This window comes from Paenibacillus sp. FW101-FHT12H11 (genome assembly GCF_058790355.1).
This window is the reverse complement of record NZ_JBYTCO010000013.1, coordinates 190,369-210,236: the sequence shown is the minus strand read 5'-3', so window position 1 is coordinate 210,236 and position 19,868 is coordinate 190,369. Positions and strand designations below refer to the sequence as shown.

Genomic DNA, 19,868 nt, shown 5'->3' with positions numbered 1-19,868 from the left:
TCTATCGTTTATCTACTACTTTAAAATGGCTTATTAGCATTATAGAAAAAAATAGCTTTAGAACATTGCACATTCTTTACGTCTATTTACAATATCTTTACTATTTTTAATATGCAAACAAGCTACAACCAGGAAAGCGCTAACATAGTATCTTTCATGCAAAATCCCCTTTACGAATGAATGGCCTTCTTATTTAGATAATAAATAATTTTCAGATTATTTAGTTTCACAATCTTTACTTGTATTTATATAATCTTTACTTCTTTTCATTGAATAAATAATAAAACCGTCAAGTTCATCTCTCCTTGACGGTTTTATTTAGCTTATGATAATAAATACCAGTGCTGATTGTGGCCGCCATTATCATACCATTGAATGGCTTGCCCTCCATCGGATGTGGATTGTCCCGACATATCCAACAATTTGCCGCTGCCTCGGTTTTTAATTTTCACCGGATCATTTTCGCCGGTTGCGATAATTTCCCACTGCTGGTTCCACCCGTTATTGTCTGGCCATTGAATGACATTGGCCCCATCATAGGAAGATACTCCGCTAACATCCAGTAAATATCCGCTGCCTACAACAAAAAAAAGGCATAGCCCTCTCCCGAATGAGAGAAAACTATGCCTTTGGTGATTACAAGGAACCGGAAACGACATTCCCGCGATACAGCACCGCTTGACGCTCGGCTCTCCGCGCTACCGCTTCCGCCGAACAACTCGCGTGAACAAGCACCGCGCTTGCTTCGTCGCCAACAGCTGGCCAGACGCGGGTGCCATCCGCAGAAAGCGGAAGCTTGTCGCCTGTAATAAAGCCGAGCGCCTGCGCTAGCGAGCGCTCATCACTCCAGCGGAATCGCTCCGCCAGACGTCCGACTCTTTCCAAACTGTCTCCTTGGCCGAATGGGGACCAATGATCTGTGATGCTATCGTCGCCTAAGGAGATGGATACGCCTTTTTGCTTGAGCAGCGGAATCGGTATCGTCGCTCGGTTAATTGGCACGGTCGAGGTGATCGCGATGCCCAGCTGAGCAAACAACTCGGCCACTTCGCTTTGCAGCTCGACCGGAACGTCAGCAAAACCTAGCGCATGGCTGACGGTTACGCGCCCCTGCCAACCCGCTTCCTCGGTCAGTGCGGCAAGCCTTTTGAAAGTGAAGATACCTAAATGACCCGGATCATGAATGTGAACATCCACGTCAGCATCTGCCTCTACAGCCAATTCCATAATCGTATTCAGCGATTTCTCAATGTTCTGATCGACCGAGGCCGGGTCTACGCCACCCATGGATGTCGCTCCCATTCGCAGCGCCTCGCGCGCCATCTCCACAACGTTGCTGCGCAGCAGCCCGTGCTGCGGGAAGGCTACAATTTCGCCAGACAGCTTGCCCGAATAAGTTTCAAAAGCTTGCAGAGTGGCTTCAAGATTTTTCAAGCCAATATAGGGATCGATGTTGCAATGGCTGCGGACGTGGGTCGTGCCGTTTTTCAGCAGCAGTCCAAGCATCGCTTCCGCTCGTGCCCTGGCAGTTGGGAGCAGCTCTGTAAGCAGCGTCTCTTCTTCCTTTAAACGAGTAAAAATGTTCACGGGCGGGGAACAAGCTTTCCACGGCCCTCCGTAATACGTTTTATCGATGTGAATATGCATATCGCGGAACGCTGGAAGCAGAAGCAGCCTCTTCGCGTCTTGCTTAGGCAGATCGCTGTCTAAGCTTGCGTCAGCAGACACGATTTGCGCAATCTTCCCATCTTCAATAAGGAGGTGGCAAATCTCCGTTTCTGTGCCTGCAATTCTTCCATTTTCATAGCGATAGCCGCTCTCCAAACAAACGTTAGTTAGCCAATAAGCCGTTGTCATACTCATGTTGGTTACACCCTTTCTCCCTGTCAAATTTGTAATCTCTTACAGCAACTCAGGATCAAAACGTTTCTCATCCACATAAGCTCTGGTGTGACCCCAGAAGTATTTGGTCGGTTCCATATATTTCTGCAGCCCTGCGCGCTCAATCGTCCGCTTCGCTTCTTCATTCGCTTCATCAAGTGCCGAGAATTCGTCAACGGTGAGCACTTTGCGATCTTCCATCACGATTTTCCCATTCACGATAACGTTGTCTACGTCGCTCCCCACGGCCTGATGGACCAAACGGTGCACATACATATACTCAGGTGTCAAATGCGGCTGGCGCATGTTGACCGTAATCACATCCGCTTTTTTCCCAGCTTCGAGCGAGCCTAGTTCATCATCCCAGCCTACACAGCGGGCGGCATCAATGGTCACCATCTCAAGCAGCTTGCCGGCCGGCAAATAATAGTAATCTTTGAGCGCTGCCTGATGAATCATCTGCGTCTTGCGCATCGCTTGAAACATATCGAAGCTGGCTGCCGGGGAGGTACCGTCCGTGGAAATCGCCACCGTTGCGCCCATCTCCATCAGTTCCGTAATGGGCGTTCGCGCATTCACTTGTCCGAATCCTGGCGCTGAGCTCACATTGGTTCCTGTTTCAGCCAAAATTCGCGCTTCATCAAACGAAATACCGCGGCAATGCTGCAGATGCACATCGGGTCCAAGCAAAGCGTTTTCTTTATCTTGAATCGCCAGGTGAATCATGCCTCCGAAGGCATCCGAGTGAATCCGCGTGTTATATTTTCGGGCGATCTCGCGAATCTTTTTCGCTTGATATCGGTCATGATCCGTTAAGCCATATAACTGATCCGGCGGCGTCGGGGCTGACGGGTTCACGGAAGTAACGATCACAAAAGGCGTGATGAAAGCACGAATATGATCGTCGTGCGCGTGATGCAAAGCTTCAATGACCGACTCGGCACCTTGCAGCACTTCTTCGTAAGTCACTTCTCTGGTTACCCGCTTCCCATCCACCCAGCGGCTGAACGAATGCGGCCACGGCGGATTGCAAGGACCCGTACAGACGATCTCCCGAATGCCAACTTCGGAGTAAGCTTTGGCATGATTAAGCGCAAAGATCGGATCGTCGGAGCGAGGCATCGAACCAAGCACACAGGCGCCTGTCGTGATCCCTGCTTTTAAACGTTCAAGCGCGTTCAGCTTACCTTCGTAATACCAGAAGTCATCCGTTACAAAGTGCTTATACGTATGCGTCATGATCGGCATCCAGAAACTGATATTGTCCATGGCGATTGTCTTGAACATGGAATGGCCGCCGTGACCATGGACATCGATCAATCCAGGCAGGACACAGTGATGATTGCAATCGATCGTTTTCTTCGCCTCATACTTCGCCAGTAATTGCTCGGTGTCAGCAACTTCCAGAATTCTCCCATCATGAATCGCGACAGCCCCATTCTCAAGAATGCGACGATCTTGATCCATGGTAATAACAACGCCATGTACGAGTAATAAATCGATCATGGCTGGAGTCCTCCTGCCACCAAAGTCCCGCGGTAGAAGACAGCCTTGCGTTCAGCTCTTCTCGCGACAGCCTCCGCCGTGGAAGTAGCCTCCACTAGAACCACGCTAGCCTCATCTCCGACATTAGGCCATGCGCGTTTGCCGTCTCGATCCAGCGGCGTCTTTCCACCGGTAATGAAACCGAGCGATTGCGACAAGGAATATTCGTCAATCCAACGGAAGCGTTCGGCTAAACGGCCTGCCCGTTCCAAAATGTCCCCGTTCCCGAAAGGCTGCCATGTGTCAAAAATATTATCGCAGCCTGCCGCGACAGCTACCCCTTTCTCATGCAAAAGCGGTACCGGCGGCAGCGTTCTGCTGTGGGGCGCGCTTGTGATGATCGTAATGCCGGCCTCGGCTAAAATAGCGGATAATTCCGCCGCTTCACCGGCAGGCACTTCGCCAAGAGCGAAAGCGTGGCTGATTGCCACTCTTCCTTGCAAACCCGCTTCCATCGTAAGCGCTGCCAACCGTCTCATGGTAAAAGTGCCCAAATAATCCGGATCGTGCAGATGCAAATCGACGCCCGCATTCGCCTCAACAGCCAACTCCATCATTTGCTGCAAAGAAGCTTCAACGTCCCCGTCCACCATGGCGGGATCGACGCCGCCAATCAGCGTAGCGCCTTCACGAAGGGCTGCTCTAACCAGCTCTTTGGACCCGGATCGCAATAAGCCATGCTGTGGAAAAGCTACTATTTCATAAGAAAGTTTCCCCTCATATGTGTCCAACGCCTTCTGCACGGCTTCCAAGTTATGCAATCCTGCTTCCGGATAGATATCCACATGCGTCCGCACTTCAGTCGAACCTGCACTTAATAACGTAGCCAACAAATTTTCTGCTCGCTCCTTGGTCGAAGTCGGCAGTGAAGGAAGAATCCGTTTCTCTACTTCGAAGCGTCCCATGATATTAGCTACAGGGGTGACTGCACGCCACGTATCCCCAATTAACGTCTTATCCAAATGAACATGTTTTTCAATAAATGATGGCAACAACAGCAGGTTCTTTCCGTCTTGCTTCGGAAGATCTGTTTCTAGCGGTTTATCCGCTGTAACGATTTCATGGATGACACCGCCCTCTATACGCAGATGGCAGATTTCTGTTTCTGTCCCGGAGATCACGCCATTTTCATACAAATAGCCGCTCTCCAGACGAACATTGGTTAACCAATAAGATGAACTCACGAATTGCTCACCCTTCCTTCCTTTTCCCAAAATTCGGTGTGATTTGCTCGTACTCCCTCAATTATAAAGAATATTCTGTGTTTTATTTTCACAATCTTTACTTCTATTTAAGGTATCTTTACGAGTTGCCCAAAGCTTATTTACTTCGCCTTGTTTTCTGATAACTTTAATTAAACAAAGGAGGACTGCTAGATGAATGTTGAATATGCTGGACAAAAGCAAGCGCTACCAAAACAGGCTCTCTCCGCTCGCCCTGGCAAGTGGAGAACATTTTATTTAAAGCTTCGGAAAAATAAGTTAGCGATGTTGGGTGGGTACGTGATTCTTTTTTACTTCCTTGTCGCAATCTTCGCTCCGCTGCTAGCACCGTACGATCCCTATCATATTGATTTAGTGAACAAACTAAAACCTCCCTCAGTCGAACATTGGATGGGGACGGACGATAAGGGTCGCGACGTGCTTAGCCGGTTGATTGTCGGGACGCGCCTCTCACTCTCTGTAGGGTTCGTAGCCGTATTTATCGGAGCCTTCTTCGGAATCGTTCTCGGGTTATTTGCCGGCTATTACGGAAAATGGGTGGATACGATCATCATGCGTGTGATTGACGTTTTGCTTGCTTTCCCGGGTATTTTGCTCGCCCTCGCCATCGTAAGCGCCTTAGGCCCCAGTCTAATCAATGTCATGATCGCCATTGGCGTATTTTCCATTCCGATGTTCGCCCGGATCGTCCGCGGTTCGACCTTGTCGGTTAAAAAATTGGAATACATCGACGCCATTCGCTCATTAGGGGCCAGCGATATGCGGATCATCTTCGTGCACATTTTCCCGAACATCCTGTCTCCGATTATCGTTCAAGCGACTCTAAGGCTCGCAACGGCTATCCTCTCTGCCGCAGGCTTGTCTTTCTTGGGACTAGGCGCTCAACCGCCTTTGCCGGAGTGGGGTGCCATGCTGAGCAATGGCCGCGACTTTTTATTCACAGTCCCTTATTTGGCTTTATTTCCGGGACTAGCAATCTCTACATTAGTTATTGGTTTTAACGTATTTGGAGACGGGCTCAGAGACGCTCTGGATCCAAGAATGAAACAGTAGTCTTTAAGCGTATGTTTTCGAAGATAGTCTTCCTAAAGGAAGACTTTAAGGGGGATATCCATGTTCGTATACATCATTCGCCGGCTGCTCCAGATGATCCCGGTACTGCTCGGCGTCATTCTAGTCGTGTTCCTGATTATGCAGCTCGTACCGGGCGATCCGGCCGTTCTGCTTGCAGGAGAAGGGGCTTCCGCTGAGACCGTAGAACGCATTCGGCATCAATTGGGGCTGGATCAGCCATTATTTATTCAATATGTCCAATACGTCTTTGACGTGGTTCAAGGAGATTTCGGGACCTCTCTGCGTTCCAATCTGCCTGTTTTTAAAGAAATCATGATTCGTTTGCCTATCACTATTGAACTTGCTGTGGCCAGTATTTTCATCACCATTGTTTTGGGGATGCTTGCCGGCATCATATCCGCAACGAAGCAATATACGGTATCGGATATTACGATCATGATCATCGCTTTGCTCGGTGTATCTTTGCCCAGCTTCTGCCTCGGGCTCTCGTTGATTTACTTTTTCTCCGTGAAAATGCACATCTTTCCTGTCGCAGGTTGGGGAACTTGGAAACATGTTGTGCTCCCGGCGATCACACTTGGTGCTTCAGGTGCCGCCATTGTCGCCCGGATGACGCGCTCAACCATGCTGGATGTCATTCGCCAGGATTATATTCGAACAGCCAAAGCCAAAGGTTTGAAATTACGCATTATTATCTATAAGCACGCCCTGAAGAACGCGCTAATCCCTGTCATTACCGTGGTTGGTCTACAATTCGGCGTACTGCTCGGCGGTACGGTATTAGTAGAGTCTGTCTTTGCTATCAACGGACTTGGACGGCTGATTGTAGATGCCATCCGTATGCGTGACCTGCCTGTGGTTCAAGGCGGCGTACTGGTCGCGTCCATGATTTTCGTCTTGGTCAACCTTGCAGTCGACGTACTGTATCGCAACTTCAACAAACGTATCGAGCTGGATTAAAAGGAGGGAATGAGATGCTTAAACAACAAGAAAAGGTTCTGGAAGTAAGCAATCTTCAGACACATTTCTTTACCCATGAAGGCGTAAGCCGAGCTGTTGACGGGATTGACTTTACACTCCACAAAGGGGAAACACTCGGGCTTGTAGGCGAATCGGGCTGCGGGAAAAGTATCACATCGCTTTCCATCCTTAGACTGATCGCAAGTCCTCCCGGACGCATCCTTAACGGGGAAATCCTGTTCAAAGGGCAAGATTTATTGAAGAAAACGGATAAAGAAATGGGTGCCATCCGAGGCAACGAAATTTCAATGATTTTCCAAGAGCCCATGACTTCATTAAATCCCGTGTATACAGTTGGGGAACAAATAGCGGAAGTGTTTCGCCATCACCAGAAGATGAGCCGAAAAGAAGCTTGGGAGAAAGCCGTCGACATGCTGCGTCTTGTCGGCATTCCGTCCCCGGAGAAACGCGCCAAACAAGAGCCCTATGAACTGAGCGGAGGCATGCGGCAGCGCGTGATGATCGCGATGGCGATGGCCTGCAACCCGGAAATACTGATTGCGGATGAGCCGACAACCGCCCTTGATGTTACGATTCAAGCCCAAATTCTCGATTTAATGAAGCTGCTGCAAAAACAGCTGGGCATGAGTATCATCATGATCACGCATGATCTGGGCGTCGTTTCGGAAACATGTGACCGCGTCGCTGTCATGTATGCCGGCAAAATCGTCGAATATACCGATGCCAGCGAATTGTTTGCCAATCCAAAACATCCTTACACCATCGGGTTACTTAACTCTCTGCCTCGCGCGGACCAAGACCAAGAAGAGCTGCAAGCAATCAAAGGAAGTGTCCCAAGTCCGTACAACATGCCGGAGGGATGCCGTTTTGCTCCTCGTTGTCCTCACGCCAGAGAGTTATGTCAGACAACGATGCCGGAGCTAACCGATGTCGGCAACGACAGTCAGGTTCGCTGCTGGATGTATACACCAGAATGGGACGCACAGCCTGATGCGCATAGGAAAGCGGGGGATTCCATCCAATGACCATACCTGTGGAACGTGACGTGGAGAAAAACGTTTTAGTTGAAATCAACCATTTGAAACAATACTTTCCGATTAAAGGCGGCATCTTGGGACGAACCGTCAACCATGTAAAAGCTGTGGACGACATCAGCTTTAGCATCTATGAGGGTGAAACGCTGAGCATTGTAGGTGAATCAGGCTGTGGCAAATCAACCACAGGACGAGCCTTGTTGCGCCTGGATGAACCCACCGGAGGAGATATTCGTTTTCAGGATAAAGATGTCCTCGGCCTGAATAAAGGAGAACTCAGAAAGCTGCGCAAGGACATGCAAGTCATTTTCCAAGATCCTTTCGCGTCGCTGAATCCAAGGCAAACCGTCCGCCAAATTCTCGGCGAAGCGCTGGCCATACAAGACGTCATTCCGAAGGAAAAGCGGACAGAACGTATTAAAGAATTGCTCGACAACGTCGGGTTACGGCCGGACCATATTGATCGGTACCCGCATGAATTCAGCGGTGGCCAACGCCAACGTATCGGCATTGCGCGCGCACTCGCTGTGGAGCCGAAGCTGATCATCTGCGATGAAGCCGTATCCGCCCTGGATGTGTCGATTCAGGCACAAGTACTGAACCTCTTGAAGAAGCTGCAGAAACAGTATAAACTGACTTATCTGTTTATCTCTCATGATCTAGGCGTAGTACGCCACATCTCCGATCGGGTGATGGTCATGTATCTGGGCAAAATCGTAGAAATCGCTGATAAAAGATCGCTTTTCGATAACCCGCAGCATCCTTATACCAAAGCACTCCTTTCCGCCATTCCTGTACCCAATCAGAAGGAAAAGAAGGAGCGCATCCTGTTGACCGGTGATGTTCCCTCTCCCATCAATCCGCCGCAAGGATGCCGCTTTCATACACGCTGCCCGTTCGCCGTCGAAGCGTGCAAATCGCAAGAGCCCGAGCTGCGCTACACTAGTGAAGGACATCAAGTCGCTTGCCACTTGATTGCTTCAGGTAATTATTGACTTCATTCGCTTTATCATGACGAATAATTTAAACTGGTAGAGAAACCATATATTAAAACGTATGCAGAAGGGATCTCATGCTTAGCTTTGAGGGTTTTACCTTACTCATTTTATTGTTTATTCTAGCTCCAATTATTGGAGCTATTACTTTATTATTTTTGTTCGTTTTCGAGAAGCGCATCGATCTCTTGGAAAACAAAACAAAAAAGATCGAGCTGGAAAAGGAGCTTCAGCAATCTCTTTACAACCAATTGAATCAGCAAATTCAGCCCCATTTTTTATTCAATTCGTTGAATGTGATTCTAACCCTGGCGCGATTGGAACGGACGGAAGAGTTGGTCAGAGCCCTTGAGGTTTTCTCCCAATTCCTTAAGTTTAAATATAAAACCACGGAACCTGTCATCCCCCTTCGGGAGGAGATTCGTTACACAGAGTATTACATCGAGATTCAAAAGCTGCGTTTCGGCGCTCGCCTTACGGTCACGCTAACGTGTGAGGAAGACATTCAGGAAGCCTATATCCCTCCTTTTGTTTTGCAAACCATCGTTGAGAATGCGTTTAAGCATGGGCTGGAGAGGAAAATTGGCGCCGTGAACCTGGACATCCATTTTTTCCTCGAGCAAGAAATGGCTAACCTTACGGTCTTCGATAATGGCACGATGGAGCAAGTGGAAGCAGCCATCGAGGAGAAAAGCGGCCATGGCTTGGATAACATCAGACGCCGTCTGCATCTCTACTTCAACGATCACGCCAGCTTGCAGATTCAATCGATCCCGGAGACAGGCACGAAAGTGCAGGTCAAATGGCCTTTCATCCTAGAACCTAACTTATAAAGAGGTGACTTAATGAACGTATTACTCGTGGATGACGAGCCCCTTGAGCTGGAGCAGCTTGAGTATCTGATTCATCCGCTTTTTCCTTATTGGAATTTGTACAAAGCATCCGATAGCAGCCAGGCTGCCGCCGTCAGCCAAAAGGTGAAAATTCATCTGGCTTTTCTGGATATCAATTTACCAGGCAAATCAGGGCTGGAGCTTGGCGAAGAGCTGCGTCAGCACAATCAGGATATGGAATTCATTATCGTCACCGCTTACCAAAACTTCCATTATGCCAAACAGTCCATCCGACTAGGCGTAGTGGATTATATGACCAAACCGGTCATTCAAAGCGAATTAGTGGATATTCTAAGCAAATACCGCAACAAAATGCCGCAATCCAAGTACTCCCATGTCATTCATGACGCGCTTACTATTATCCATGAAAAATATGCGGAGAAGCTCGCGCTTGCCGACCTTGCTGCCGAGGTTCATATTAACCCAACCTATCTAAGCCGGCGTTTCCATGACGAGGTTGGTGTGTCGTTCTCTGAATACTTGATGCAGTACCGCATCCAGATTTCTAAAAAGTATCTCATCGCCCATCCCGAGTGGAGTATTTCTACCGTATCCGAGAAAAGCGGCTTTAACAGCCAGCATTACTTCTGCACCATTTTCCGCAAAAGCACCAACCAAACACCGAAAGAATTTCGCGAGAAGGAGAAATAATCTTGCAGTACCAATCATTTCGTGAATATGCGCAGGGAGCAGCCAAGATTGGCATCGGCCTCGGGGTCATAGCGATCTTAGCCAGATGGGTAACCGGAATTACCATCTTTGCTTCTCCCGAAGCACTCGTCAAATACGGCATCTTTGGTGGAATTGGCTATGCGTTAATGGGAGCTATCGCGCTAATGGCTTTTGGATGGCTGGGAAAAAAGGTGCGTAGAGAGTACGGCGACGGCTTGACCATTGGGGATTTTTTCCAAAATAAACTGCACGGCGTCGGCTATTGGATGATGATTGTGATTCTGCTTATCACCAGCATTGAGGGCTTGTTTACCCAAGGAATGGCTGCCGGCGTGCTTGTTAACATTCTGCTGGGAGTTCCGATTTCGATCGGCATGCTTTGTTTTTTCCTGCTTTGCGTGATCTATGTCGGCTTTGGCGGCATGGCGCTTATCCAGCGCTTGGCGTTCGTTCAAGTCATCCTGATGTTTGCCGCAGCGATCTTGATCCCGCTTTATTTCTTCATTGCCAAAGGGGTTGAAAACGTCTATCAAGGCATTCGCCTCTACCATCCTTATTTGCTTGTGCTGAACAATCATGAAGGCTTATTTTTTATGTGCACAGGCCTATTAATCGGCTTCGGGCAAATTTTCGTCGACCAAGCAACGTGGCAGCGTCTGTACATGATCGAAGGCAAAAAAATCGTGCCTACCTTCCTGCTCTCCGGCCTCATCTGGGCAACCGTTCCGCTTGCTTTTTCTTCGTTAATCATGGTTGTCATCTTTACAGGCAGTTTTAATAACATTTATTCGCTCCTGTTTGATCTTATCCGTAAGATTGATACCATCTTCCTGTTGGTTTTGTTCGTTCTCTGTTCATTCGGCGCTGTGACCTCCGCTTTCGGGGCAGGTCTGCATTCCATGATCAGTCTCATTGCGGGCAACGTGTATCCACTCCTGAAGCCTGACGCTAATGAGAAACAGAAGATGCGCATGGGATATATGTTGGCGATAGCGATCGGCATTCTGTCGTTTGCGCTTACTTATTTTTATACCCCTACACTTCTGGATCTGCTCTTTTTCTTTGGCATCATCTACGCGGCACTCATTGTCCCTCTTCTGTTCATCGTTTTCAGCAAAGGCAAAGTGGACAATTTCATCCCGCTCTGCGCATTGATCGGACTGGTCGCGGGCTATTTAAGCCGATATACACTAGGAAATTTAGAAGCCGTCTGGGTTAGTATGATGGTATCGAGCCTGCTCGTGATCTTGTATTGGTGCGCTAAGTTTATGAAGAAACACCTGGGAAATCATTGAGAGGAATTCACTTACATGCTTCGTTCCTACTTGTTGTTAATCTTTTGCGTGACCGTTTGGGGGAGCAACTTTGTCTTTGGCAACATCCTTGTCCAACAATTCTCCCCCTTATTTATTGCCATGACTCGCTTGCTCTTCATATCCTTGTTTCTAGTTGGCTATACATGGATCTGGCACCGCTTCCTTCCCATTAGCAAACAGGAGTGGAAGCTGCTGATCCTGCTAGGCATCATCGGTGTGTTTATTAACCAGTGGTCATTTTATCAAGGTTTAGAAACGGCCGACTCGACCACCTCGGCGCTTATTCTCGCGCTAACCCCCATTACGACAGCCCTTTTGGCAGCCCTATTTTTAAAAGAAACTTTATCGATAAGCATGCTGGTTGGCTCGTTAATGGCCATCTTGGGTATATTTCTCGTTGTTTTCAACGGCTCCCGATTGGCGTTTCATATCGGTCACCTATGGATTTTTATTACGATGATTACGTTTGCCATCTCCATTGTCTTAGTACGTCTGTTGGCTCGCAGGCTGCCGCCTATCATCATCACCGTGTATTCGACCCTGGTTGGATTCGGCACGATGGTACCGATTGTGCTCGCGGGCGGGACTGGCTGGAACATCAGCCATGAAGCATGGGCATGGATCTTGCTCATTGTCACGGCTATCCTGATGCACGGCATCGTCACCCTCGTTTGGAACAGCCAGCTGCAAAAGGTTGGCGCAGCGAAGGCATCCATGTTCTCGAACCTGGAACCGTTTGTTGCGATGATTGTTGGCTATCTTGTTCTCGGCCAGCTCGTTACTTCCCGGCAAATGCTTGGTTCCGTGTTCATCGTGGGTGGCGTTACGTTGGCATCTTTGACTTTTTCTAAAAGGAAGTCTCAGAGGGTGCTTTCGCACAATTCTAAGACGCATATTTAGCAAGAAATAGCTGCTGTCGTATATCATCTATATTCGTAATGTTATAAACGGAGTTCCCTTATAAGGAACTCCGTTTTTCCGCCAGAAAAACGAATTGCTCTGGTTTGAGTGAAGACTACCCGTATTTTCTTATGGAAGACATACTCAAATCCAGAGTTAAATTAGAGGAAAAACTAAAAAAACCAAGAAAATACTTAAAACATAAAAATTTGAAACTTTACCATTAATTAATATTTCCCCAATAAAAACTCCTATAATATGACATTTTCCTCAAACTATTAGTGCTATTATTGTGCTATACTTTTAAAAATAGAAAATTAATTCAAAAAATACTTTTAATGGTAATATAAATGTTATAAATATAAGTAGAATTACCAATATCTTTATGTTTTGATAAGCTGGCCAGCTTTCAAATAAATAAAAGTTAAATTAGGAGGAAAATCAATTGAAATTCGCAAAAAAAATGTTTAGTTTCAAAAATTATATTGCAATATTCCTAGCTGTGATTATCACAGCAACAGGTATGTTATCTTATTATTCAAAAGTTGATGCAGCATCTGAGACGTCTAATCCTGTCTTTAGTAGAATCACGGAAAAAGATGCTGAAAGTCTTAATTTGGACCAATGGATAAAAGATGCCGATAAACTACCAAAAGTTTCCTCGAAACTTCTTGAATATTCAGAAGCATTATCTTTAGACGAAACTAAAAGACATATTATGAAAGTACAACAAAATAATTCGAATGTTTATTTTGTATATTACCCTATCAGCGGTAATGCAGAAAAAGATAGCCACTATGTTCTAACATTTGACGGGAAGGGTTCCGTGCTCGAAGATTATTTAATTCTTGGATTGAAGAATGATCAAAAACAAATTCGTTCTATTGTTTTGAAAAACAATTTGTCTGTTTTCGATACACTTTTAACCGAAGAAGGGAAAATTGTATCTGGAAGTGTAATTACATCTACAGGTGAAAAACAATCATTATCAAGTACTACTGTACTTCCACAAGGTTATTGGTCTTGTTTAAATGACTGTCTCGCATCACAAGGTATAGCGGCATGGGCTATAACAACACTTTCTATTTTATGTGGGGTTGCATGCGCTGCAACTGCAGGAGCTGGATGTTTGGTTTGCTTACTGGGAGCAGACATCGCGGCTGGTTCAGTTGTTGGATACTGTTCTGGACAATGCTCTAAATAGTTCTAGCTAAAGATAAAAATAGTAGCCTGTTTTGAGTGCTAGCCAACTGAATAGTAAGAATCCAAAAGTCATAGAAGCTTATGGCTATGCTAGGCAATTTAAAGATGTTTTCCAAAAAGTCGGATGTTATTGCGGATGTATGATTACAGATGCAAACGGTCATCGGTCATTATATGATTGACTTTACTTCTTTACATGGTGAAAATTGTTTTGAGTGTATACAAGAAGCAAATTTTATAGGACAACAAAAAAATAGAGGTATTGATGATAGGACGATAATCAAGGAAATTGATGATAAATATTCCAACACATCACAACAATAAACTGTAGGAGAGCTGATAATATTGAAAAAGATACCATCAATTATTTTAACAATAGCCGTAGCAATAATATGTATGTTATTTGCAATTTTCGGGAAAAGCTTGGTCGCCTATTCTCCTTTAATTGGCTGGATAGGAGCATTAATATTTTTAACTATTAGCATTATTTTCATGTTTAAAAGAAGGTAGATAAGTGAAAAAAAATTTAATTGTAAAGGTTAGCATATTTCTATGCCTCACTTTTAGTATTTATTTTTTTTATTCTAAAACTCACAACGTTGTCGATTCATCCAAATCAAGTGGAGTAATCAATACTATAAATGGTAAGCGTATCTTTCCTCGGAGCGGAAGTAATTTACCACTAATCGCTATTATTGACAGCGGCATTTACACGGGAAATAAATATTTAAATAAAAATAATATTGACCAAATCATTTTTGACAATTTATCTAAAAGTGCAAACCAAGATCACGGTACGCGCGTTGCCGGTTTAATTATAGGAAGAGGCAACGGGCGTACAACTCCACAAGGACTTTTGCCAGATGCGAAACTATTGTCAATTCAAGTAGGTAGTTCTGTAGGCATGTCTTCAGAACAGCTTGCCCAAGCTATAGATCTAGCAGTTCAAAAAGAAGCGAAAATAATAAATATCAGTCAAGGAGCTATTGAATCAACCCCTGTATTAGAATTAAGTGTTTGAAATGCTTTATCTAAAGGTACCGTTATTGTTGCAGCAGCTGGAAATGATAATAGCAAAAAAAATGTTTACCCTGCTGCATTTCCTGACTTAATAGCTGTTTCGACATTAAAAAAAAATGGTGAAACAGGTGTTAATACAAATTATGAAAGCTTCAATATTAGTGCTCCTGGAGAAGACTTATTAACTACAGGATTTTCTCAAACTGATTCGATTAAATACTTCAGTGGGTCATCCGCAGCTACTCCAATAGTAACATCAATTTGTGCTATTATTGCTTCTTATAATGTAAGTCTAACATCAAGCGAAGTTAAACACATTTTACTTGAATCATCAAGAACTGTACTAAGTGTGGGAAAAGAAAAGATTCATATAGTAGATGCTAATTCAGCCATTAAAATGACTCAATTATACCGGTAACAAATGAAGGATACGAATTCGAAAAAAAGCTTAAATATCCCCTCAAGTAGCTAGGGCGAGATCACCTCTTGGAAAACGTATTACTGGACTAATCAAACAATTTTCAGGACAACTGCAACCTTTTCGAACCGACTTCCGTTTGATGAATTGTCGACATAAATAAACCTACTTTTCAAAAACCGGAAGGAGCTTTATCATATGAAAAAGAAACTAACTGTACTATTAACTTTGGCTGGGATCCTAGGTACAACGGCGGCAGTCGGGGCTGAAGGAATCGTGGAGAAAGTAACAGGTTACCTGCAAAAGGATGTAAAAATTGTTGTTAATGGACAAGACAGCGCACTTACACCTGTTTACATCGATGGAAAAGCCTATCTCCCAGTACGCGATGCTGCAACTCAGCTTGGATATACTGTAAAATATGACGAAGCTAACAAAGAAATCGAGCTCGACGAAGCGGCTGACTTGATGCGTGCAACCGGTGTCGTTGTAAGCGTGCAAGCGAAAGAAGACGGTAGTGCCCGCATCGAGCTGCTTGGCAGCACTTGGGTCATTTTAAACGTAGATTCATCCACTGTTATCAAAGGCTTAGACGGTAAAACGTTAACTGCAGCCGATCTGAAGGTCGGAACTCAAATTGATGCCGGATTCGGACCAGCGATGGCGATGAGCTACCCAGGTCAAGCTCAAGCAGTAAACATTAACGTTTATGCAGACCGCTTGGTCAAAGAAGATGCCATTAAAGAAGTCAAACATACAGATGACGGCTGGCAAGTTCAATTCGATGGTTTGGTACTGAACGCAGGTAAAGAAACTCGCGTTATGACATCTCAAGGCGAATCCGTGAATTGGGAAGATTTGAAAGCCGGCACGAAAGTTAAAGCTTACTACGGTCCGATGGAGACTAAGAGCCTTCCTCCTCAAAGCCCAGTTTACTTGCTCGTTGTTCAAGCTCAATCCCCTGTAATCGGCACTCCGAAAATGTCGCCAGAGGCAGCTCAAGAGTACCGCAACTTGGCGTGGGCGCAAGTAAAAGAGCAAGTGTCTCATATTACAACGAAACAAGACGAAGCTGCTGTTCAAATCGTTTCTGCTAAAGAAGCAGGCGTATTTGCTTCCACAGATGAGCAAAAGAAATTGCTCGCTGAAGTTCAAGCTGCTAACGGCAATTTCGTGACGGTTACTTACAACACAGATCAAGACGAGCTTCTTGGACCGTTGACAGCCGTGTTCGATTTCAATACGAAAGCTTTTGTCGGTTTCAACGCTAGAAGATAATCATTTTGATAAAAAGAGGCTGCCCCAAAGTCATATAAATGACAAGGGGTAAGCCTCTTTTTCCATCCTACATGAACTCCGCCGGATGCCGGCGCTTAAGCTCAGGAATCGCATACGCTCTCCCCGTCTGTTCCAACCAGTTGACGTAACCTTGCAGATGTCCCTTGGCGTGGTAAGGTCCACCTTCCTTCATAACCGTCCATAGCGGATCGTTATCAAACTCCATCGAGTCCATCATCTCGTCATGCCATTCATTCAGGTAGTACACCGCATCTTTGCATAGACTCCTCTCAGCCTGTGCAAGATTGTGCTGTTCATGCGGATCTTCCTTCAGATTGAAGAGCATTTCCTTATCAAACAAATGATAGCCGTCATGGTAGGTTCGCACGTATAAATAATCGCCGAAGCGTACACTGCGCTGGCAGACATGCGCGCATTGGGACACCACCAAATAGTCCCTACCGCAGGCTTCACCTGTCTGCAATGCCGCAGCATAGCTGGTGCCGTCCCAAGACGGAGCCGCTGACTTGCCCAGCAGCTCGGCTATCGTCGGCAAAATATCCAGATGATAATGCAGACCTTCATCCAAATGATTCTTCATCATGCCCGGCCAGCGGATAATCATTGGAATTCGGCAGGTGCCTTGATCGGCGGTTCCATGTTCGCCGTAGATCCCGAGTTCCCCCATATTCTCGCCATGGTCGGCCGTAATGATCACAGCGAGGTCTTCCATCACACCCTGTCGCTCCAACTCACGAAATAACATGCCGATATGATCGTCCATATGGCGGATGCCGCAGTCATAACCGTCGATGACACGGCGCAATCCCTCACGGTCCGTGAAATCTCCCGGGTGGCGCGGGAATTTCGGATTCGTTTTATTATCAAACATGCTGATCTCACGGGCGCTATGCGGGCCAACCTTACGTGTCGTATGTTCCTTCAGTACCTCATCCGTAATCCACTCGGGCAGAGGGTCATCGGCGAACGGATTACCGAACTCCTCCGGTGCTCGGTACGGGGTATGTGGATCCCAATAATTGACGTACAGGAACCAATCATCTTGCTTCGCATTTTGCTGAATCCAATTCATTACGACGGGAGTTACTTCCTCGGCGGACTCCATACCGCCTTTTCCAGTATTATGGATCTCGTTAAACCCGGCATAAAATGTCCAAGCGGAATGTCTTTCGCCGAAAGGGCTGATGAGAGCCGTTTTCATACCGGCGGAGCGAAATAAGGCAGGGAAACATTCGCTCGTTAAGCGGCTGCGGAACTGGCGGTCCTCTCCTTCATGCCGAACGTCAGCAGCTGTGCCGCCGTGTCCAACAACTCCGTTATGAATGCCAAATCGTCCGGTCATGAGCGCTGTCCGTGAAGGAAAGCAGGGTGCGTCCGACGTATAGTAATTCGAAAATCTGACGCCTTCCTCAGCAATTTTGTCAATGTTGGGTGAAGTATTTCGCTCGTAACCGTAGCACCCTAAATGATCGGGTCTGGTGGAGTCCAAATCAAGCAATAATATTCTCATCTTTTTAACTCTCCTTGTCATATGATTTTATCTCACTCTTGAGCTGCTTAACCTTTAACGGCGCCAGCAATCCCGTCAACAAAATAACGCTGCAGAAACAAGAATATGACAATAATCGGAACGATTGCGATCGTACCTCCCGCTGCAATTCCAGTCCAATCCACAATGTTCTCACCTCGCAGCGCATACAAGCCCACGGCAAGCGGCCGGATTGCGGGATTGCTCAAGGTAAGAATCAACGGCAGCAAGAAGGAGTTCCAAGTCCAAATAAACTGCATAATAATCGCGCTCCCAACAATCGGTTTGGCGAGCGGCAGCATGATTTGTGTGAAAGTCCGGATAAAGCTACTGCCGTCAATGATCGCCGAATCTTCCAGCTCCTTCGGAATTTGGCGGAAGAATCCAGCGAATAACAGAACAAATACAAGGTGACTGCCCCCGGATTCGGCTAAGATGACACCAGCGAGCGAATTCATTAATCCGAGATTTTTGATCAACTCAAAGATTGGAATAATCGCAAACTCTAGCGGTACAAAGATACTCGCTGCAAACAGAGCTACAATTGCTTTCTTACCGATAAACGCATAACGGCCGAGCGCGTAACCGCATGTAGCAGTAACGAATAGAACAATTACGGTGACGAAGAGGACGATCACAATCGAGTTCATGAAATATTGCTCAAAATGCCCTTCTTTCCATGCCCTTGAGAAGTTCGAAACGTCAATGGAGGATGGGATCAAACTTAAACCCTTGGTAAAAAAATCATCCTTCGATTTGAATGACGCCGAAATCATCCAAAGAAACGGATATACCCACATGAATGCCAGGCAAACAAGAACTGCATGAAGGCAAAATTGCGCGGCAGGCTGCCATATCCGCTTTGCATTAGTGTCACTCATCCTGGTTACTCCTCCCCTGACTTCTTAAATCTACGGCTAATCATTGTCTGAACGACAGCAATAACAACAATAGTCAAGGCAAAGAACATGCCCGCAGCAGAAGCATAGCCAAGTCTCGGCAGTCCGAGTTCGCTTGAAAAAGCGTAACGGTATATATATGTTGAAACAACATCGGTAGCAAAAAACGGGCCGCCGTCCGTCATCGTTTTAATCAAATCGAACACCTTAAGGGCACCGGCTATATTAAGCAGCAAAATGACCGCACCTATCGGTATGATAAGGGGGAGCGTTATATGAAAGAACGTCCTCATATGATTCGCACCATCCACGCGTGCAGCCTCGTATAACTCGCGTGGCACACTCTGCAAGCCGGCCAACCAGTAGACCATATTGATACCGAGATTTTTCCAAATATAAATAATAACGACTGTGGACATGGCCCACTTGGCGTCCGTTAGCCAATTGATGGGCTCCTCAATAAGATGCAGCTTCATCAGTAGAAAATTGACAGCACCGTCTGCCCCCCAAATGTATACCATAATAATCCCTATGATAGATGCCGTCGTTACTACGGGTAGAAAGACAAGTGTCCGATAGCCGCTAGCAAAACGTAACTTGGGGTTGTTCAGCATGACGGCGATCAAGAGGGATATGACCATCTGAAGCGGGACCGCTCCCAACATAAACTTGAAGCTGTTTGCGTATGCCCCCCAGAAATAAGTGTCCGTCATTACTTCCTTGAAGTTTTGTAAACCGACGAACGTCTTTGCGCTAAGCCCTGACCAATCGAGGAGTGAGTAGTACCAACCAATCATGATCGGCCAACCGATGAACATCATATATAAGATCAAATTAGGTGCGATAAACAGCCAGCACCACAGATTTATTCTATAGCGTAGAGCCTTTCGCTTACGTGTGGTCGGTACAGCAACTCCCGCTGTGGGCATTATCATAAACATCCTCCTTCGCCGTCAACCCCAGGATGAAGCAGAATTTCCCTGCCGT

The 19,868-nt window shown here is 46.3% G+C and carries 19 protein-coding genes and 1 pseudogene; 13 read left to right on the top strand and 7 right to left on the bottom strand.

Going from position 1 to position 19,868, the window contains the following annotated elements; all coding sequences use genetic code 11:
- Nucleotides 1-323: 323 nt before the first annotated feature.
- Genes AC3WTJ_RS34190 through AC3WTJ_RS34175 form a run of 4 tightly spaced genes read right to left on the bottom strand, consistent with a single transcriptional unit; the run spans nt 324 to nt 4,610 of the window.
- Entirely contained in the window at nt 324-659 is a 336-nt protein-coding gene (locus tag AC3WTJ_RS34190) for an RICIN domain-containing protein (RefSeq protein WP_492525844.1), read from the bottom strand.
- Nucleotides 637-1,863 carry an amidohydrolase family protein gene (locus AC3WTJ_RS34185; protein ID WP_492525842.1) on the bottom strand — a complete coding sequence of 409 codons (1,227 nt, stop codon included), beginning with the start codon at nt 1,861-1,863 and terminating at the stop codon, nt 637-639. Before AC3WTJ_RS34185 ends, AC3WTJ_RS34190 begins: the two co-directional genes overlap by 23 nt.
- A 39-nt stretch (nt 1,864-1,902) precedes the next feature.
- Nucleotides 1,903-3,387, bottom strand: coding sequence for an amidohydrolase family protein (locus tag AC3WTJ_RS34180; protein ID WP_492525840.1), 1,485 nt, complete (start codon nt 3,385-3,387; stop codon nt 1,903-1,905).
- Entirely contained in the window at nt 3,384-4,610 is a 1,227-nt protein-coding gene (locus AC3WTJ_RS34175) for an amidohydrolase (RefSeq protein ID WP_492525838.1), read from the bottom strand. The genes AC3WTJ_RS34180 and AC3WTJ_RS34175 overlap by 4 nt, the downstream gene beginning before the upstream one ends.
- A 192-nt stretch (nt 4,611-4,802) precedes the next feature.
- Between AC3WTJ_RS34175 and nikC the strand changes: the two genes are divergently transcribed.
- The 13 genes and pseudogenes from nikC (at nt 4,803) to AC3WTJ_RS34110 (ending at nt 16,433) form a co-directional block, all read left to right on the top strand.
- Nucleotides 4,803-5,702, top strand: coding sequence for a nickel transporter permease (gene nikC, locus AC3WTJ_RS34170; protein WP_127457364.1), 900 nt, complete (start codon nt 4,803-4,805; stop codon nt 5,700-5,702).
- Between the two features lie 60 nt (nt 5,703-5,762).
- Entirely contained in the window at nt 5,763-6,683 is a 921-nt protein-coding gene (locus AC3WTJ_RS34165) for an ABC transporter permease (RefSeq protein ID WP_127457365.1), read from the top strand.
- 14 nt (nt 6,684-6,697) lie between these two features.
- A complete protein-coding gene (locus AC3WTJ_RS34160) occupies nt 6,698-7,729 on the top strand; it encodes an ABC transporter ATP-binding protein (protein ID WP_492525835.1) in 1,032 nt (343 codons plus the stop codon).
- Nucleotides 7,726-8,733: an ABC transporter ATP-binding protein gene (locus AC3WTJ_RS34155; protein WP_492525833.1), complete on the top strand. Its 1,008-nt coding sequence runs from the start codon at nt 7,726-7,728 to the stop codon at nt 8,731-8,733. The genes AC3WTJ_RS34160 and AC3WTJ_RS34155 overlap by 4 nt, the downstream gene beginning before the upstream one ends.
- 77 nt (nt 8,734-8,810) lie before the next feature.
- On the top strand, nt 8,811-9,566 hold the full coding sequence (locus AC3WTJ_RS34150; protein ID WP_492525831.1) for a sensor histidine kinase: 756 nt from the start codon (nt 8,811-8,813) through the stop codon (nt 9,564-9,566).
- A gap of 12 nt (nt 9,567-9,578) precedes the next feature.
- Nucleotides 9,579-10,277, top strand: coding sequence for a response regulator transcription factor (locus AC3WTJ_RS34145; protein ID WP_315955869.1), 699 nt, complete (start codon nt 9,579-9,581; stop codon nt 10,275-10,277).
- 2 nt (nt 10,278-10,279) lie between these two features.
- Nucleotides 10,280-11,593 (top strand): sodium:solute symporter family transporter, encoded by a 1,314-nt coding sequence (locus AC3WTJ_RS34140; protein ID WP_492525829.1) that lies wholly within the window; start codon nt 10,280-10,282, stop codon nt 11,591-11,593.
- Nucleotides 11,594-11,608: 15 nt separating this feature from the next.
- Entirely contained in the window at nt 11,609-12,514 is a 906-nt protein-coding gene (locus tag AC3WTJ_RS34135) for a DMT family transporter (protein WP_492525827.1), read from the top strand.
- A gap of 445 nt (nt 12,515-12,959) precedes the next feature.
- Entirely contained in the window at nt 12,960-13,718 is a 759-nt protein-coding gene (locus AC3WTJ_RS34130) for a hypothetical protein (RefSeq protein WP_492525825.1), read from the top strand.
- A 31-nt stretch (nt 13,719-13,749) separates the two neighbouring features.
- A complete protein-coding gene (locus AC3WTJ_RS34125; protein ID WP_492525823.1) occupies nt 13,750-13,899 on the top strand; it encodes a PCYCGC motif-containing (lipo)protein in 150 nt (49 codons plus the stop codon).
- Nucleotides 13,868-14,041, top strand: a complete 174-nt coding sequence (locus AC3WTJ_RS34120) for a hypothetical protein (protein ID WP_492525887.1) — start codon at nt 13,868-13,870, stop codon at nt 14,039-14,041. Before AC3WTJ_RS34125 ends, AC3WTJ_RS34120 begins: the two co-directional genes overlap by 32 nt.
- Before the next feature lie 190 nt (nt 14,042-14,231).
- Nucleotides 14,232-15,155 (top strand): annotated as a pseudogene (locus AC3WTJ_RS34115) (S8 family peptidase).
- Nucleotides 15,156-15,353: 198 nt separating this feature from the next.
- Nucleotides 15,354-16,433: a stalk domain-containing protein gene (locus tag AC3WTJ_RS34110; RefSeq protein WP_492525821.1), complete on the top strand. Its 1,080-nt coding sequence runs from the start codon at nt 15,354-15,356 to the stop codon at nt 16,431-16,433.
- 67 nt (nt 16,434-16,500) lie between these two features.
- On the opposite strand, the gene AC3WTJ_RS34105 is transcribed toward AC3WTJ_RS34110, so the two are convergent.
- From AC3WTJ_RS34105 to AC3WTJ_RS34095, 3 genes are read right to left on the bottom strand one after another with little or no spacing between them, the layout of a single operon-like run.
- A complete protein-coding gene (locus AC3WTJ_RS34105; RefSeq protein WP_492525819.1) occupies nt 16,501-17,964 on the bottom strand; it encodes a sulfatase family protein in 1,464 nt (487 codons plus the stop codon).
- A 47-nt stretch (nt 17,965-18,011) separates the two neighbouring features.
- Nucleotides 18,012-18,863, bottom strand: coding sequence for a carbohydrate ABC transporter permease (locus tag AC3WTJ_RS34100; protein ID WP_492525817.1), 852 nt, complete (start codon nt 18,861-18,863; stop codon nt 18,012-18,014).
- Nucleotides 18,864-18,868: 5 nt separating this feature from the next.
- Nucleotides 18,869-19,816, bottom strand: a complete 948-nt coding sequence (locus tag AC3WTJ_RS34095; protein ID WP_492525815.1) for a carbohydrate ABC transporter permease — start codon at nt 19,814-19,816, stop codon at nt 18,869-18,871.
- Nucleotides 19,817-19,868 lie beyond the last annotated feature (52 nt).

Excerpts from the sequence above, each read along its gene's own strand:
- AC3WTJ_RS34160 (WP_492525835.1), top strand. The coding sequence starts at position 6,698 with ATGCTTAAACAACAAGAAAAGGTTCTGGAAGTAAGCAATCTTCAGACA.
- AC3WTJ_RS34100 (WP_492525817.1), bottom strand. The coding sequence starts at position 18,863 with ATGAGTGACACTAATGCAAAGCGGATATGGCAGCCTGCCGCGCAATTT.
- AC3WTJ_RS34135 (WP_492525827.1), top strand. The coding sequence starts at position 11,609 with ATGCTTCGTTCCTACTTGTTGTTAATCTTTTGCGTGACCGTTTGGGGG.
- AC3WTJ_RS34095 (WP_492525815.1), bottom strand. The coding sequence starts at position 19,816 with ATGATAATGCCCACAGCGGGAGTTGCTGTACCGACCACACGTAAGCGA.
- AC3WTJ_RS34150 (WP_492525831.1), top strand. The coding sequence starts at position 8,811 with ATGCTTAGCTTTGAGGGTTTTACCTTACTCATTTTATTGTTTATTCTA.
- AC3WTJ_RS34180 (WP_492525840.1), bottom strand. The coding sequence starts at position 3,387 with ATGATCGATTTATTACTCGTACATGGCGTTGTTATTACCATGGATCAA.
- AC3WTJ_RS34190 (WP_492525844.1), bottom strand. The coding sequence starts at position 659 with ATGTCGTTTCCGGTTCCTTGTAATCACCAAAGGCATAGTTTTCTCTCA.
- AC3WTJ_RS34185 (WP_492525842.1), bottom strand. The coding sequence starts at position 1,863 with ATGAGTATGACAACGGCTTATTGGCTAACTAACGTTTGTTTGGAGAGC.
- AC3WTJ_RS34110 (WP_492525821.1), top strand. The coding sequence starts at position 15,354 with ATGAAAAAGAAACTAACTGTACTATTAACTTTGGCTGGGATCCTAGGT.
- AC3WTJ_RS34145 (WP_315955869.1), top strand. The coding sequence starts at position 9,579 with ATGAACGTATTACTCGTGGATGACGAGCCCCTTGAGCTGGAGCAGCTT.
- AC3WTJ_RS34165 (WP_127457365.1), top strand. The coding sequence starts at position 5,763 with ATGTTCGTATACATCATTCGCCGGCTGCTCCAGATGATCCCGGTACTG.
- AC3WTJ_RS34155 (WP_492525833.1), top strand. The coding sequence starts at position 7,726 with ATGACCATACCTGTGGAACGTGACGTGGAGAAAAACGTTTTAGTTGAA.
- AC3WTJ_RS34120 (WP_492525887.1), top strand. The coding sequence starts at position 13,868 with ATGCAAACGGTCATCGGTCATTATATGATTGACTTTACTTCTTTACAT.
- AC3WTJ_RS34105 (WP_492525819.1), bottom strand. The coding sequence starts at position 17,964 with ATGAGAATATTATTGCTTGATTTGGACTCCACCAGACCCGATCATTTA.
- nikC (WP_127457364.1), top strand. The coding sequence starts at position 4,803 with ATGAATGTTGAATATGCTGGACAAAAGCAAGCGCTACCAAAACAGGCT.